At 48.1% G+C, this 13,115-nt stretch carries 11 protein-coding genes and 1 riboswitch; of the genes, 4 read left to right on the forward strand and 7 right to left on the reverse strand.

The annotated features are described in order from the left end of the window. Positions 1–206 precede the first annotated feature (206 nt). Positions 207–509: a DUF3055 domain-containing protein gene (locus tag ACFSUC_RS06790; RefSeq protein ID WP_379928764.1), complete on the reverse strand. Its 303-nt coding sequence runs from the start codon at positions 507–509 to the stop codon at positions 207–209. A gap of 125 nt (positions 510–634) precedes the next feature. Here ACFSUC_RS06790 and ACFSUC_RS06795 point away from each other — a divergent pair, with 125 nt between their 5' ends. Further along, complete coding sequence (locus ACFSUC_RS06795; protein ID WP_379928765.1) at positions 635–1,636, forward strand: ketoacyl-ACP synthase III; 1,002 nt, start codon at positions 635–637, stop codon at positions 1,634–1,636. Positions 1,637–1,743: 107 nt separating this feature from the next. On the opposite strand, the gene ehuA is transcribed toward ACFSUC_RS06795, so the two are convergent. The 6 genes from ehuA to mgtE form a co-directional block, all read right to left on the reverse strand. Further along, positions 1,744–2,541: an ectoine/hydroxyectoine ABC transporter ATP-binding protein EhuA gene (ehuA, locus tag ACFSUC_RS06800; protein WP_379928766.1), complete on the reverse strand. Its 798-nt coding sequence runs from the start codon at positions 2,539–2,541 to the stop codon at positions 1,744–1,746. 324 nt (positions 2,542–2,865) lie between these two features. After that, positions 2,866–3,528: an ectoine/hydroxyectoine ABC transporter permease subunit EhuD gene (gene ehuD, locus ACFSUC_RS06805; RefSeq protein WP_379928767.1), complete on the reverse strand. Its 663-nt coding sequence runs from the start codon at positions 3,526–3,528 to the stop codon at positions 2,866–2,868. A 2-nt stretch (positions 3,529–3,530) separates the two neighbouring features. Further along, positions 3,531–4,205, reverse strand: a complete 675-nt coding sequence (ehuC, locus tag ACFSUC_RS06810) for an ectoine/hydroxyectoine ABC transporter permease subunit EhuC (RefSeq protein ID WP_379928768.1) — start codon at positions 4,203–4,205, stop codon at positions 3,531–3,533. Positions 4,206–4,292: 87 nt separating this feature from the next. Further along, the gene (ehuB, locus tag ACFSUC_RS06815) at positions 4,293–5,177 is read right to left on the reverse strand and encodes an ectoine/hydroxyectoine ABC transporter substrate-binding protein EhuB (protein WP_379928769.1); all 885 of its coding nucleotides are present in this window, start codon (positions 5,175–5,177) and stop codon (positions 4,293–4,295) included. A gap of 1,292 nt (positions 5,178–6,469) precedes the next feature. Further along, entirely contained in the window at positions 6,470–7,408 is a 939-nt protein-coding gene (corA, locus tag ACFSUC_RS06820; protein WP_379928770.1) for a magnesium/cobalt transporter CorA, read from the reverse strand. A 328-nt stretch (positions 7,409–7,736) separates the two neighbouring features. Next, positions 7,737–9,104: a magnesium transporter gene (gene mgtE / locus ACFSUC_RS06825; RefSeq protein WP_379928929.1), complete on the reverse strand. Its 1,368-nt coding sequence runs from the start codon at positions 9,102–9,104 to the stop codon at positions 7,737–7,739. Positions 9,105–9,240: 136 nt separating this feature from the next. Next, positions 9,241–9,367: riboswitch (SAM riboswitch) on the forward strand. 154 nt (positions 9,368–9,521) lie between these two features. Here mgtE and metA point away from each other — a divergent pair. From metA to mqnC, 3 genes are all read left to right on the forward strand, one after another. Beyond that, entirely contained in the window at positions 9,522–10,457 is a 936-nt protein-coding gene (gene metA, locus ACFSUC_RS06830) for a homoserine O-acetyltransferase MetA (protein WP_379928771.1), read from the forward strand. Positions 10,458–10,563: 106 nt separating this feature from the next. After that, positions 10,564–11,718: a PLP-dependent transferase gene (locus ACFSUC_RS06835; RefSeq protein WP_379928772.1), complete on the forward strand. Its 1,155-nt coding sequence runs from the start codon at positions 10,564–10,566 to the stop codon at positions 11,716–11,718. 173 nt (positions 11,719–11,891) lie between these two features. Next, positions 11,892–13,025: a cyclic dehypoxanthinyl futalosine synthase gene (gene mqnC, locus ACFSUC_RS06840; RefSeq protein ID WP_379928774.1), complete on the forward strand. Its 1,134-nt coding sequence runs from the start codon at positions 11,892–11,894 to the stop codon at positions 13,023–13,025. Positions 13,026–13,115: the final 90 nt, after the last annotated feature.

Below are 13,115 nucleotides of genomic sequence, written 5' to 3' on the forward strand. Positions count from 1 at the left end.
GGAATGTGTCAGATTATGTACAAAGTGTGGGTTAGGAAACAATCAGGCTTGAAGCTTGAACATACACATCGGATAAATTGAAAAAGAAGACTGCACGAACAGCCCGTTGAGAGATCTAACCTGACCTCTCGCTGCTGACGTGCAGTCTTTTTTTATGAATGGCATGGATAGAAGGTGCAGAAAATAAGGAGTGGGGTGAAGGGGAATTAAATATCCGTAAAGTTGATCGGACCGACAATTTGAACCAGAAAGGCTGCCAGTTCTTCCGCTTCATCTTCCTTGATCTTGTACACATGCTCCAGATATCCTTCTTCTTCCAGATCATCTGGGCCAATAATAGCCGTTCGGCCTGATTGAAGGTCCGTCACCAGTTTTTTTCCGTAAAATCGATTTGTGGTCGTAATTGCCAGATCAAATCTGTGCAAACTTTCTTCCCCTACAAAACAAACGAAACGAGTTGAAGTATCTTCCGTGCTGTCTGATAAAAAATCAAATTGAGCCAATTTCATCCCTCCACGTAGATTGTTCTTTTATTATAACGGATGAGAAAGAGAGGAACCAAGTTTCGGAACAAAAGAAAATTTAGTACCAGGTACTAGGATCAAGTGATATAATCAGTGAAGGAGGTGTTGACATGAAACAGCAACGAGCTGAAATCACGGCGATAGGTACATATGTACCAGAGAGAAAAATGACGAATTCCGATCTGGAGAAGCTGGTCGAAACGAATGATGAATGGATTGTGCAACGTACAGGGATGAAGGAACGTCGCATTGCAGAAGAGAATATGTATACCTCGCATTTATGCGTGCAGGCCGTTCAGCAATTGTCTGAGTCGTATGACAAACGCATCGATGATGTAGATATGGTACTAGTGGCGACAACAACGCCGGATTATGCATTTCCTAGCGTAGCCAGCATGTTACAACAGACCTTTCATATCACTTCAACTGCAGCAATGGACTTGAATGCGACCTGCGCAGGATTTGTCTATGGTCTTCATCTGGCTCATGCCCTGATTGCTTCCGGCCTGCACCGCAAGGTTCTGGTTGTTGCCGGAGAAACGTTATCCAAAGTGACTGATTATACAGATCGATCGACCTGCATTTTGTTTGGCGATGGTGCGGGGGCGGTGCTGGTAGAGGCTTCGGACAGGGAACAGAGCTTCTTGTCTGCCATGCAAGGAACGCAGGGGAATGGCGGCATACATTTATACCGGACGAATCTTTCGAAGACCATGAACGGTACTTCGCTGTCTGAGAGTGGATATATGGTGCAGAATGGAAGAGAGGTGTACAAATGGGCGGTGCGCACCGTGTCCGCAGGGGTCATGCAAATGCTGGAAAGGGAAGGAATCGGTCCGGAGCAATTGGACTGGTTTGTGCCTCATAGCGCCAATCTGCGCATGATTGAAGCGATCTGTGAGCAGACCGGATTGCAGATGTCTCAGACCTTGTACAGTCTTGTGGAGATGGGCAATACCTCTGCAGCCTCGATCCCGCTTGCGCTCGATAAGGGGATCAGAGAAGGAAAGCTGAAGGAAGGCAACTTAATCATGTTGTACGGGTTTGGCGGAGGACTGACGCATGCCGGACAGCTTTTGAAATGGACGGTTCCTGCGCCAACCTCACCGTGATAGAGCCACTCAAACAGGCAGCCGTCTGATCGATCGGCTGCCTGTTTGACATGCGAGTGGAAATGAGGTTCATTCGGATTGTCATGCTGATATTGGATGGCAGGTGACTAGCCGATGCCGCCCGTTCCTTCGCGGAAACGACTGATAAAGGATTGAAGCCGATCGCTTTCCGGGTTCTCGAAAATCTGCTGAGGCGGGCCTTGTTCCACGATATATCCGCCATCGGTAAAGATGACCTTGTCCGCCACTTCATAGGCGAAATCCATCTCATGGGTAATGAGCAGCATCGCCATATCCCCTTCACGAGCGATATCCTTGATGACTTCCAGCACCTCTCCGACAAGTTCAGGATCGAGTGCAGACGTCACTTCATCGAATACCATCACCTTCGGGTGCATAACCAATGCTCTTGCAATCGCCACACGCTGTTTCTGACCGCCTGAGAGCTGTGACGGGTAGTTGTCGGCCTTATCGGACAGCCCGACCTTCTCCAGCATCGCCATTGCTTCCTGCTCGGCTTCTTTTTTCGATTTGCCCAGCACTCGAATCGGCGCCTCCGTTACATTGCGCATAATCGTCATATGCGGAAACAGGTTGAAATGCTGAAAAACCATTCCGATACTGCCCCGTACCTTGTGCAAATGCTTCTCGTCCGCTCGCACCAGCTTGCCGCCGACTTCCTTATGCCACAAATATTCTCCGTCTACCTTGATGGTGCCGGATGTAGGTTCTTCAAGGGTCATCAAGAGACGTCCCAGCGTGGTTTTCCCTGAACCACTGGGTCCAATGATCGCTACTTTCTCGCCCGGCCTGATATCGAGATCAATCGAATGCAGAACCTCCAGATCCCCGAAAGATTTGCTAATTTCCCGATATTCCACGACCGATTTGACTGCTTCATTCATCTCATCACTTCCTTCTCATGCTATTTTCTGTCATTCCAGTGTTTCTGTTGTTGCAGTGTATTTGTCATTCCAGTTTATCTGTTAATCCACGGCTTTTCAGCGTTCTCCCTATACTTAAAATGAATGTCTCTATCACGAATCTATTCTGCAAATCTTTCACTATGAGATCTCTATCTGGGTGTTCACTGTGAATTCTTCAGCTGAATATTCTTTATGATTTCTCAAAATCTTCTCACAGCGGTTTATATCTTTTCTTTTCGAATATGCACGCAGGTTATTCTGGTGCTTCGCTTTAATACCGTAACCTGCATAAATTAGAGCTCTTTACGCTCTGCCTTCCTGTCGGTTGAATTTCTTCTCCAGCCAGCTTACAGCCAGCGAAGCCGGATAGCTGATAAACAGGAACAGGAAACCGACGATCGTAATCGGCTCCAGAAAACGCCAGTCTACCGATGCGATTTCCCGGGCAGTCCCGAAGATCTCCAGCAAGGTAATGGCAGCCAGTATCGGTGTTTCCTTGAACATCACGATCAGATAATTGCCGAGCACCGGAATAATAGGTGGAACGGCCTGAGGCAAAATGATGCGTATCCAGGTTTGGATCGGGGAGAAATTCAGCGCTCTGGCCGCCTCCCATTGTCCTTTCGACACGCCTTCAATCCCGGAACGATACACCTCGGACAAATAGGTGCTGTAGTGGAGTCCAAGTGCGACAAAACCGGCTACAAAAGGGGACAGGCGGATGCCATAGAGAGGCAGAACATAAAAGATAAAGAAGGCCTGAACCAGCAGCGGTGTGCTGCGTATGAACTCAATAAAAAAGGCGGTAGGATACGAGATCAGCTTGCTCTTGCTTCTTCTGAGCAACGTAAGCACCAAACCGAATACCAGTGCCAGGAAGAAAGAAATGAATGTGACGCTGACCGTGATCTTGAGCGCCGAAAAAATTTCCGGAAATACTTCAAATGCATGTTCCCAACTCCACATGTTTACATCCTCCCCGCGGTTATCCGACGTTCTAGCTTACGAATGGCAAATGTCATGGAATAGGCCAGGACAAAATAAATCACCAACAAGATCAAGAATATGAAATCTGACTCCGAATAATAGAAGTTGCGCAGGTTCTTCGCTTCATAGGTCAGATCTGCCAACGTAATAAAGGAGACGAGTGAAGTCCCTTTTAACAGCTCTATAAGCAAGTTGCCGAATGGTGGAATCATCCGCATGAGCGCCTGTGGAATGATAATGCGCATCATAATCTGAAGCGGAGAGAAATTGAGGGCAATGCCAGCCTCACGCTGTCCGCCGGGAACCGCCTTGATGGAGCTCCGCACGATCTCTGATCCATACGCACCGTAATTCAGCCCGATTGCCAATACACCTGTAAAAAGGGCGTCAAGTTGCAAATCAATATTGAATTGCTTGAGCACGATCGGCAGCACATAGTAGAGCCAAAATAATTGAACAAGCAATGAAGTGCCGCGAATGAATTCGACGCAGATATAGCTGATCCAGCGAATAATAGAAACATTTGAAAGTCTGCCAAGTCCAAAAACGAAGGCAACAATGAATGCGAGAATCGCAGACAGAATCGTGACTTCTACGGTCACCCAGGTTCCTCGCAAAATATCCGGTAAATACTTGTCAATGGAAATGGTGTCCAACTCCTCTCAACTAGAAATAATGACCCTATGTGGTCGTTGGACCAGCATAGGGTCAATCTTACCTTCCATCACAAGCGATGCGATGGATTACTTTCCATTTGCAGATTCAAGAATAGATTCGAGAGACATCGCCGTCATGGTCACGGCATCCGCACGACCCGATTCAACTGCACTCAGTGCAGCAGCCTGATCCGGGACTTTTACAATTTGATCATCTTTCACGCCTACTTTGGTCAAGTATTCAATTTCGATGGCTCCCTGCATAACTGCTATTTTCGCATCCGGATCGGCTGCGATATCTTCATAGCTGTGCAGATCCTTCGGATTGCCTTCCAGTACGCCGAGTGCTTCCCCGACACTGTATTCCGGCTCAGCAAATATGACCTGACCACAGCGCTCTGGTGTAATATACATCCCTGCGGTAATGACATCAAAACGGTCAGATTGCAGACCTGGAATGAGGGAATCCCAATCCACCAGCTGTCCTTCTACCTCTTCAATGCCCAAATTGTTGAATACTTTGGTTGCAATGCTGATGGCTTCACCCTTGAGCTTGCCGTCCTCATCCTTGTAGGCGTACGGCACTTCATTGGCGAATCCAACCACAATTTTGCCGGAAGCCTTGGCTTCCTCTAATGTATCGCCGCCGCTGCCGGTCGATTCATTTTCACCGCAAAGGGCTTTCATCGTTTTATCTCCTGGCAGTTCTTGCTCGGTAAATCCATTCTCTTCAAGCAATTCCAGCAGCTCGCCGGATTCCTTGAGTTTGGCCAGTTCCTCGTTAAAGGCATCTCTTAGCGCGACATCCTCTTGTCTGAAGGCCGCTGCCCCATAGCCTCTTACATCTTCGCCTTCAATGACGGGCTGCGTGAAGTCATCTACACGAACCACCTTTTTTCCGTCTTTGCTGCAAGCTGTTCCGACTACGACCAATGCGACAATGAACGTGAACAATACCAACTTTGTTTTCATAATCCTTAAAACTTCCCCCTTTGTTTTTACTGCTTCAAAATGAATGTAGCCTAACCCTAAACATTCATCATGAACCAGTATGAAAACCTACCTCACATACTCTCAAATAAATAGATGCAAAATGGTAGGTTTTTTACAAAAACTAGATTTTTTCACGGCTTACAGTTACTAATGCTAACATGAAACGAGACCTAGGATCACCTTGTATATACAAGGATGAGATTCCGTCAGTCCCCTTACATTTATGTAAACCGTAATTAGAGGATTGAAACAGCCGATTTGGGTCACATCCTCCGATATCCTGAATAATTCCCCAATCAGACCTCTTTTTTTCCACATTCAGGCAAGTGAAAGACAGGGTGGGGGAGTAGAAACAGAGAATCACAAAAGGCATAAAGTAGAAACACAAAAAGGCCTGCTTATCATAGCAAGCCAAAAAGGTGATCATCTAAGGTATGTGCAATAGGCGCCCGATATTTCGCCCTTTCTCCCGCACTTTCCCCCAAGGAAAAAGCAGAGAAACAAAAGGGCACCATTTGCGGTTTGTGCAACAGGCGCCCGTTGTTTCGTCCTTTCTCCCGCACTTCTTCCACAACGAAAAAGCAGAGAAACAAAAGGGCAACATTTGCGGTTTGTGCAATAGGCGCCCGCTGTTTCGCCCTTTGGCCCGCTCTTGTTCCACAAGGAAAAAGCAGAGAAACAAAAGGGCAACATTTGCGGTTTATGCAATAGGCGCCCGATGTTTCGTCCTTTCTCCCGCACTTCCCACAAGGAAAAAGCAGAGAAACAAAAGGGCAACATTTGCGGTTTGTGCAATAGACGTCCGTTGTTTCGTCCTTTCTCCCGCACTTCCCACAGGGAAAAAGCAGAGAAACAAAAGGGCAACATTTGCGGTTTGTGCAATAGACGCCCGTTGTTTCGTCCTATCTCCCGCACTTCCCCCCCAAGGAAAAAGCAGAGAACCAAAAGGGCAACATTTGCGGTTTGTGCAATAGGCGCCCGTTGTTTCGTCCTATCTCCCGCACTTCCCACAAGGAAAAAGCAGAGAAACAAAAGGGCAACATTTGCGGTTTGTGCAATAGACGCCCGTTGTTTCGTCCTATCTCCCGCACTTCCCCCCAAGGAAAAAGCAGAGAAACAAAAGGGCAACATTTGCGGTTTGTGCAATAGACGCCCGTTGTTTCGTCCTATCTCCCGCACTTCCCCCCCAAGGAAAAAGCAGAGAACCAAAAGGGCAACATTTGCGTTCTGTGCAATAGGCGCCCGTTGATTCTCTGCTTTTTCCTTCTTCCCTACAACCAATCTTTCTTCTTAAACAATAAAAACATGCAAGTGCCAATGACCACCATCGTCCCCAGCACGAAAAAATAGCCGTTGTTCATATGAAGCTCGGGAATATGATCAAAATTCATTCCGTAGATGCCGGTGATCACTGTGAGCGGCATAAAGATCGTCGTAATGGCCGTAAATACGCGCATGATCTCATTGGCTCGGTTCGCGACACTGGACTGATACGCCTCACGCAGGTTTCCCATCAAATCACGGAACGTATCAAAGGTTTCCGATATTTTTACGGCATTTTCATAAATATCGCTGAAATATTTTTGCAGCTCATCGTCAATCAGCTTCAATTCCTTGCGATTGAGGACGGCAATCAGATCTTTCTGCGGGCCGAGTGCTTTCTTTAGCCATAAAATCTCACTGCGCAGTCCGACAATTTCATTCAGGTGGGATCTGCGGGTGCGAATCAGAATGTCTTCCTCCAGGTTATCGATTTTCACTTCAATCCGGTCAATGACCGTGAAGTAATTGTCGATGACCAGATCAATCAGGTGGTAGAGCAGATAATCCGCGCGGTTCACTTTCTCTTCCAGCAGCAAAGGTTTAATCAGCCGCAGCTCATTGATTTTTTGCTGGGTAACCGTGATGATATAGTGTTTCCCAAGAAAGATATTCAGCGCACGCAAGAATATTTCTTCGTCATCGAAACGAATGCTGTTAATCACAATAAAATAATGGTCAGAGTCATACATTTCCAGCTTGGGCCGCTGTTCTTCCTCGTTCATGCAGTCTTCCACCGCCAGATCATGGAGATGGAACAACTCCTGGAGCTCTTCCAGGTCTTCGATCGAGGCATCAATCCAGTAGAAGCCCTCTTCAGGCGGCGTCACCGCCATAGATGCATGTTCATGCTCTGTGAAAATTCCGTTTTGCACCAGTCGAACCCTCATCGTTTTCACGCCCTTTCAGCAGGAAAACAAGGTACGACCTTGCTGACCTAACGAAGTGGATCGAAGCTCATGCACGGAGTACCTATGCTTTCCATTCTATTCATTTGTTTGCATACCGGCACGTTGTCCCTCGGTCGGTCCCCGTCCATACGCTGATTCACCTCGAATTATGAAGTCATTGCTAACAAAAATGTCGACATTCGACAATTCCTCAATTAGTATACCTTGACTGTTGTTGATCCATCAAGAGAAAACCGTCACGGACATCAAAAACCTCATGCTGCTCCCAAATGAGGCCGGGTTGCAGACATGAGGCGTGAATGCCGACTTACGTCAGGGACGCAATCAGCAGCGTCGCGAGTCCGAAATAAACTGTGAGTGAGAAAATATCATTGAGCGTTGTAATGAGAGGGCCGGAAGCAATCGCAGGGTCAATCTTCAGCTTATGCAGCAAGATTGGAATGACCGTGCCGGCCAAAGTTCCGATAATGAGTGTCAGCAGTAAAGAGAGTCCGACAACCAGACTGAACATGAGATTTCCTTGCCATATATAGGCGATAACCGCAACCAGTCCCCCGCAGACTCCGCCGAGAATGAGTCCGACGGTCAGATCCCGTGTGACCAGCTTCATGAAGGAGCTTTTGTCAAATTGCCCGCTGGCAAGGCCCCGCACGACAATCGCGAGTGATTGCGTCCCGGTATTACCCGTCATGCCGGCAATCATGGGCATGAAGAACGTCAGGGCCACGACTTTCTCCAGGGTATCTTCAAACTGGGCGATCACACTGCCGGACAGCAGTCCGAGAAAGAGAAGAAGGATCAGCCAGGGCAGCCTGCGCCCTGCGGCCTTGGACGGCTCGGTTTGCAAATCGATGCTATTTCGACCGGAGCCGGTAGCGGACAGCTTCTGGAAATCCTCCGTCGCTTCGTTCACAATAACGTCGATCACATCGTCAACCGTCACGATTCCGACCAGCTTCTGCTCATCATCCACGACAGGGACTGCAATAAAGTCGTAACGTTCAATCGTGCGCGCGACATCTTCCTGATCCATATCAACGTGAACATGAATTACTCTGGAGAACATAATGTCTTCGATCCGGTTTTCCATATCAGCCAGAAGCAGATCGCGGTAGGAAACGACCCCGACCAGTTTCTTCTGATCATCCAGCACATACAGGTAATAAATGTTCTCGGCAAACTCTGCAAATGCCTTCAGCTTGTCTACGGCCTCGCGCACCGTATAATGATGGCGAATCCAGACAAATCGGTTGGTCATAATGCCGCCTGCTGTCTCCGGCTCATATTGCATGAGATGCTTGACCGTTTCTGATTCTTCCTTCTTCATGGAATGAAGGAATTGCTCCATTTCTTCAGCGGTCAACTCATTAAGCAGATCTGCCAGATCATCATTTTCCATCAGGTCCAGTACGGGCGTAGAGCGCTCAATCCCGAGAAAATGCAAAATCTCCAGCTGCAACTTCTGGTCCAGTTCCTGAATCAGATCGGTCAGCATTTCTACATCCAGGAGTGTAATAAATTTCGGACGGTGCTTGATGGGAAGTTCCTGATACAGCTCAGCCAGGTCGTATGGCTGTAACTCCTCCAGCATCTGTTCCAACTGCTCCGTTCGCTGTTCCTTCATCCATTTAATCGTATCCATTAACAGGTTTTCCATGTTCATGTCTTGTGTCATCTTCATCACCTATTCTCCAGTATCACATGACTAAAAAATACCACATCATTTCAAGGATTGAAACTAACTTTTACTTGACGTGCATGTAAAACTTTATTAAATTAGTAAGTAAATCAATCGAATCTGATGTTTCGAACTCTTATCAAGAGCAGGTGGAGGGACTAGCCCGATGATACCCGGCAACCGACATTTCGAAAGAAATGCACGGTGCTAAATCTTGCAGACAGACAGTCCGTCCAGCGGACTGGTCTGAGAGATGAGAGAGGCCTTTGAACGGAACTTTTCAAACGACCTTTCTTGCTCATCGCAGGGAAGGTCGTTTTTCTACTGTTTCCGCACTCACATCGCTGCAAGTGTACCCGCGGATTAGCTTGATCATGCGCAAACAAAAAAACAGAAACCAGAAGGGGTGGAGACATGCCAATCAAAGTACCGGATTTACTGCCAGCCAGGGAAGTGCTATCAGAGGAAAATATTTTCGTGATGGATGAGACCGTAGCCAGTCACCAGGATATCAGACCGCTGAGAATCGCCATTGTGAACTTGATGCCGACCAAAATTACAACGGAAACACAACTGCTGCGCTTGATCGGCAACACAGCGCTTCAGGTCGATCCTGTTTTGCTGCATACCAAAACCTACATGTCCAAAAACACTTCTCATGAGCATCTGGACCAGTTTTACAAGACCTTTGAGGATGTAAAGGATGAGAAGTTTGACGGAATGATCATTACGGGGGCCCCGGTGGAAACGATGGACTTCGAGGATGTGGAGTATTGGGATGAGCTGCAGCAAATTATGGCGTGGTCCAAAGAAAACGTCGTCTCGACCTTGCATATTTGCTGGGGGGCGCAGGCTGGACTTTATCATCATTACGGCATTCGCAAATATACGATGGAGGAAAAGATTTTCGGCGTATTTCCCCATCATGTAAGCAAACAGAAAATCAAGCTGCTGAGAGGTTTTGACGAAACCTTCTACGTCCCGCAATCCCGTCATACTGAAGTGCGGAAGGATGACATCATACAGGTGGAGGATTTGGAGATTCTGTCCGAATCGCCGGAGGCGGGCATCTACATCGTCGCCTCAAAGGACGGCAAACAAATTTTCGTGACCGGGCATTCCGAATATGATCCGCTTACGTTAAAATGGGAGTATGATCGCGATGTTGAGAAAGGGATGGACATCGAGCTGCCGAAAAATTATTTCCCTAATAACGATCCGTCCCAATATCCGATGGTCACGTGGAGAGCGCATGCCAACCTGCTCTTTTCCAACTGGCTGAATTATTATGTATACCAAGTGACACCTTATGAATGGAGCAGTCATAAAAAATCATCCGGAGCCGTATAAGCATACGGACGGAATCAACAAGTTGAGAAGATGGAAAAAGGGCTGTTCGACCAAAGCCTTTTTTCCAACCGTTAATTCTGAGTAAACTGAGGGGGATTATAAGGAAATGAAAATAGAGAGTCGTCTGGCTCAAATTGGTTCTCGATCCGAGAAAACAACGGGTGCAGTGAATTTCCCGATCTTTCAATCTACCGCCTTCCGCCATCCGAAGTTGGGGGAGAGCACAGGGTTTGATTACATTCGTACGCAAAGTCCGACCCGCAAAGTCCTGGAGGAAGCGATCGCCGATCTGGAAGGCGGAGACAGAGGATTTGCCTGCAGCTCAGGCATGGCAGCCCTGCAAACGATATTTTCCATGTTCTCTCATGGTGATCACTTGCTCGTGTCTCTGGATCTGTATGGCGGAACCTATCGGCTGCTGGAACGCATCCTGTCCCGGTTTGGCATCACGGCCAGTTATGTGGATACCCAGCAGATTGAAGAATTGGAGGCGCTGCGTACGCCTGCCACGAAAGCCATTCTGATCGAGACCCCGACGAACCCACTCATGATGATTACAGACATTCGCAAAGTCAGTGAATGGGCGAAGCAGCATGATCTGCTCTGCATCGTGGACAACACCTTGCTGAGTCCGTATTTCCAGAGACCGATTGAACTCGGGGCGGACATCGTCATTCACAGTGCATCCAAATATCTGGGTGGTCACAACGACGTGCTGGCCGGATTGATCGTAATCCGTGGAGAGGCCCTGTCCGAAGAAATGGCTTTCCTGCACAACTCCATCGGGGCGGTGCTGGCCCCTCAGGACAGCTATCTGCTCATGCGCGGAATGAAGACGCTAGCCCTTCGCATGGAGCGCCACCAGTCGAATGCGACGGCCATCGCCGCCTATTTGAACGAGCACCATCTGGTCGAAACTGTCTATTATCCGGCCCTTTCTGCACATCAAGGGCATTCGATTCAGAACGGGCAATCCTCAGGAAATACTGGCATCCTTTCCTTTAAAGTAACGGACGCCAGACTGATCGAGCCGATCCTGAGACATATCGATCTGATTGCTTTTGCGGAGAGTCTGGGCGGAGTCGAGTCACTGATGACCTATCCAGCTGTGCAGACCCATGCCGATATTCCGCTGGAGATTCGGGAGAGAATCGGGGTGGATGATCGCCTGTTGCGTCTTTCGACAGGGATTGAACATATCGACGATCTGATTGCGGATTTGGAGCAAGCTTTTACCAAAGCCGAGCAGGAATGCAAATAGAAATGCAAATAGAAATGCAAATAGAATGGTAGGTGGGCACCTGGTCAGATTTTGCGGACACGGCGGGAGTGTCCATTTTTTTTGCATGCAAAAGGACAGCCGGAGATCGGGATAGTGAAAAGCATGACGTTCTATGTTAACATGAAAGCAGTAGCTAGAGAGGGAGTGTGACGATGAGCCGGATCGATGAGATATTACAACGTGCTGTTAACGGCGAACGGCTGTCGCTGGAAGATGGCGTCGCGTTGTTTGAATCCAATGAATTGGAAAAAATCGGACAGGCCGCTAACCAGGTGATGCAGCGATTCCATCCGGAGCCGCAGGCCACCTTCGTTGTAGGCCGTAATATAAACTATACCAATGTGTGCAACGTATACTGCCGGTTCTGTGCCTTTTACCGCAGACCGGGTTCTGAAGAAGGATATGTGCTTCCAAATGAAGAGATTCATCAGAAAATCCAGGAGCTCGAGGAAGTAGGAGGCACCGAGGTGCTGATGCAAGGCGGAGTGAATCCAAATCTGCCTTTTGATTACTATCTGGATCTGCTCAGAGAAATCAAGCAGCGTTCCAAAGTCAACATGCATTCCTTTTCCACCGTTGAGATTCGGGAGATGAAGAAGCTGTCTGGACTCGCCACCTATGAGGAAGTGCTGGAGAAGCTGCATGAAGCGGGGCTGGATTCCCTGCCCGGAGCAGGCGCTGAAATGCTGGTGGATCGCATTCGCAACAAGATTAGTCGACTGAAGGGCCCTTGGCAAGAGTGGATTGAGATTATGAAGGCAGCCCATCGAGTTGGCATGTCTACGACAGCCACAATGGTCATCGGTTTCGGTGAAACGATGGAAGAACGGGTGCTTCACTTGCTGCGCCTGCGGGATGCTCAAGATGAATGCATCGAGAAACAGCTGCCGTCTCCAGGGTTTTTGGCCTTCATTATCTGGACCTTTCAGCCGGATAATACGAATCTCAAGGCAGAGCGTGTCAGCAGCGAGGAATATTTGAAAACGTTGGCGATCAGCCGCCTCATGCTTGACAACATTCGGAACTTCCAGGCTTCATGGGTGACGATGGGACCCGAGGTCGGCAAGAAATCGCTGTCCTATGGATGCAATGACTTTGGCAGCACTATGATGGAGGAAAATGTGGTATCGGCTGCGGCCTGTACCCACAAAGTCAACATCGATCTGATTCTGAAACTGATTCGGGAGGCAGGAAAGACGCCTGTCCAGCGTGATACGTACTACAACACGATCAAAGTGTTTGGCGAAGAGGAACGAGTAGAAAAAGACTTCATCTTGCAGAACTAGACAACCCAAACTTCGAATCTCTCGAAAACTTTTTGTGTGTTACGAATAAAACGCGTTTTATTTGGCATACGGAGAGCCTTCGGGAGATTT

It is taken from the genome of Marinicrinis sediminis, from assembly GCF_042685085.1.
GTDB classification, from domain to species: Bacteria; Bacillota; Bacilli; order Paenibacillales; family KCTC-33676; genus Marinicrinis; species Marinicrinis sediminis.

What these genes read in the sequence shown, in the direction of transcription:
- mgtE (WP_379928929.1), bottom strand. Translation starts at nt 9,104, where the DNA reads ATGACACAAGACATGAACATGGAAAACCTGTTAATGGATACGATTAAA.
- ehuD (WP_379928767.1), bottom strand. Translation starts at nt 3,528, where the DNA reads ATGTGGAGTTGGGAACATGCATTTGAAGTATTTCCGGAAATTTTTTCG.
- ACFSUC_RS06795 (WP_379928765.1), top strand. Translation starts at nt 635, where the DNA reads ATGAAACAGCAACGAGCTGAAATCACGGCGATAGGTACATATGTACCA.
- ACFSUC_RS06790 (WP_379928764.1), bottom strand. Translation starts at nt 509, where the DNA reads ATGAAATTGGCTCAATTTGATTTTTTATCAGACAGCACGGAAGATACT.
- ACFSUC_RS06835 (WP_379928772.1), top strand. Translation starts at nt 10,564, where the DNA reads ATGAAAATAGAGAGTCGTCTGGCTCAAATTGGTTCTCGATCCGAGAAA.
- metA (WP_379928771.1), top strand. Translation starts at nt 9,522, where the DNA reads ATGCCAATCAAAGTACCGGATTTACTGCCAGCCAGGGAAGTGCTATCA.
- ehuA (WP_379928766.1), bottom strand. Translation starts at nt 2,541, where the DNA reads ATGAATGAAGCAGTCAAATCGGTCGTGGAATATCGGGAAATTAGCAAA.
- ehuB (WP_379928769.1), bottom strand. Translation starts at nt 5,177, where the DNA reads ATGAAAACAAAGTTGGTATTGTTCACGTTCATTGTCGCATTGGTCGTA.
- corA (WP_379928770.1), bottom strand. Translation starts at nt 7,408, where the DNA reads ATGAGGGTTCGACTGGTGCAAAACGGAATTTTCACAGAGCATGAACAT.
- mqnC (WP_379928774.1), top strand. Translation starts at nt 11,892, where the DNA reads ATGAGCCGGATCGATGAGATATTACAACGTGCTGTTAACGGCGAACGG.